General features: G+C 58.0%; 1 protein-coding gene. It reads right to left on the bottom strand.

Annotated elements, in window-relative coordinates:
* Nucleotides 1-37: 37 nt before the first annotated feature.
* A protein-coding gene (locus tag HAQ05_RS27725; RefSeq protein ID WP_420825802.1) for an IS3 family transposase occupies nt 38-1,257 on the bottom strand; the annotation gives its coding sequence in 2 pieces (ribosomal slippage) (nt 38-912 and nt 912-1,257; 1,221 coding nt in all).
* Between the last annotated feature and the right edge of the window lie 70 nt (nt 1,258-1,327).

Consider the following 1,327-nt stretch of genomic DNA (forward strand, 5'->3'; position numbering starts at 1 on the left):
TGGACTTGCCCCTACCAAACCGGACACCAACTCCCCGTTAAATTGATGCTGCTGCCAAGCGCCTAAACTCTCTCGGCGACCGATATTTCAAAGCGCTGTGCGGATGCTGCTCGTTGTAATGCTCGAAGGCAATCGTCAGATTGCGCAGCGCCGTTTCTCGATCAGGCTTGGGCATGTGCGCCACGTAATCACGCTTGATCGTCTTCACGAAGCTCTCAGCCATGCCGTTGCTCTGCGGGCTTCGTACCGGTGTAGTCACCGGCTGCAAGCCGATCTGGCGAGCAAACAGACGCGTGTGCTCGGCGATATAGGCCGAGCCGTTATCGCTCAGCCATTGCACCGGTGCGCTTGGCAGTTGATCGCCAAATCGCTTCTCCACGCTTTCCAACATCAAGTCTCGGATGTCATCACCGCTGTAGCCTGTTGGGCTGGCGACCCAGCCAATGGCTTCTCGGTCGCAGCAGTCCAGGGCAAAAGTCACACTCAACTTCGCACCGTCGTCACAGCGGAACTCGAAGCCGTCCGAGCACCAACGGGTATCGCTGGTTGTAACGGCGATGCGGCCTTCATGCCGGCGTTGCACGCCAGGTTGCTTGATGCGTCGTTCCAGCAACAGATTGTGATCGCGCATGACGCGGTAAACCCGCTTCACATTGATCGGGGACAATAACTGGACTTCACGCTCGCGGCGCAGCAACGCCCAAACCCGACGGTAGCCATAGCTCGGTAACTCGCTGACTTGCTGCTTAATCTCAGCGACCAGTTCCATATCGTTCACGGGCCGACATCGCCGTACTTTGGGCGATACCGATTGCTTGATTCGAACCGTTAATTGCGAGCGCGACACACCGAGACATTCGCTGACCAGTTTCACTGGTCGTCCCCCGGCAACAAGGGTGAGTGCGCAATCCATTTTCGCGACCGGGCAATCTCCACGGCCTCTTTTAGGACTTCGGCTTCCATCGTCTTCTTGCCCAGCATCCGTTGTAATTCGCGGATCTGCTTGAGCGCATCGCTCAGCTCTGACGCCGGTACCACGGCCTCGCCGGCACTGACGGCCGAAAGGCTTCCGTCCTGGTACAGCTTGCGCCACAGGAACAGCTGGTTGGCGTTGATACCGTTGCGCCGGGCCACCACGGACACACTTTGTCCGGGTTCAAGGCTCTCGCGAACCATGGCCAGCTTCTGATCGGTGCTCCAGCGGCGTCGGCGTTCCTGGCTGAGCAGCTCGCCACCCTTATCGTTGCTGTTAGTCATAAACATACCCGTTTGCCTATCCCTTATCTTAAGGGGGGAACGGTGTCCTGTCTTTCATGGGGCTCGTTCA

Source organism: Pseudomonas typographi, from assembly GCF_014694385.1.
In the GTDB taxonomy this organism is placed as follows: Bacteria; Pseudomonadota; Gammaproteobacteria; order Pseudomonadales; family Pseudomonadaceae; genus Aquipseudomonas; species Aquipseudomonas typographi.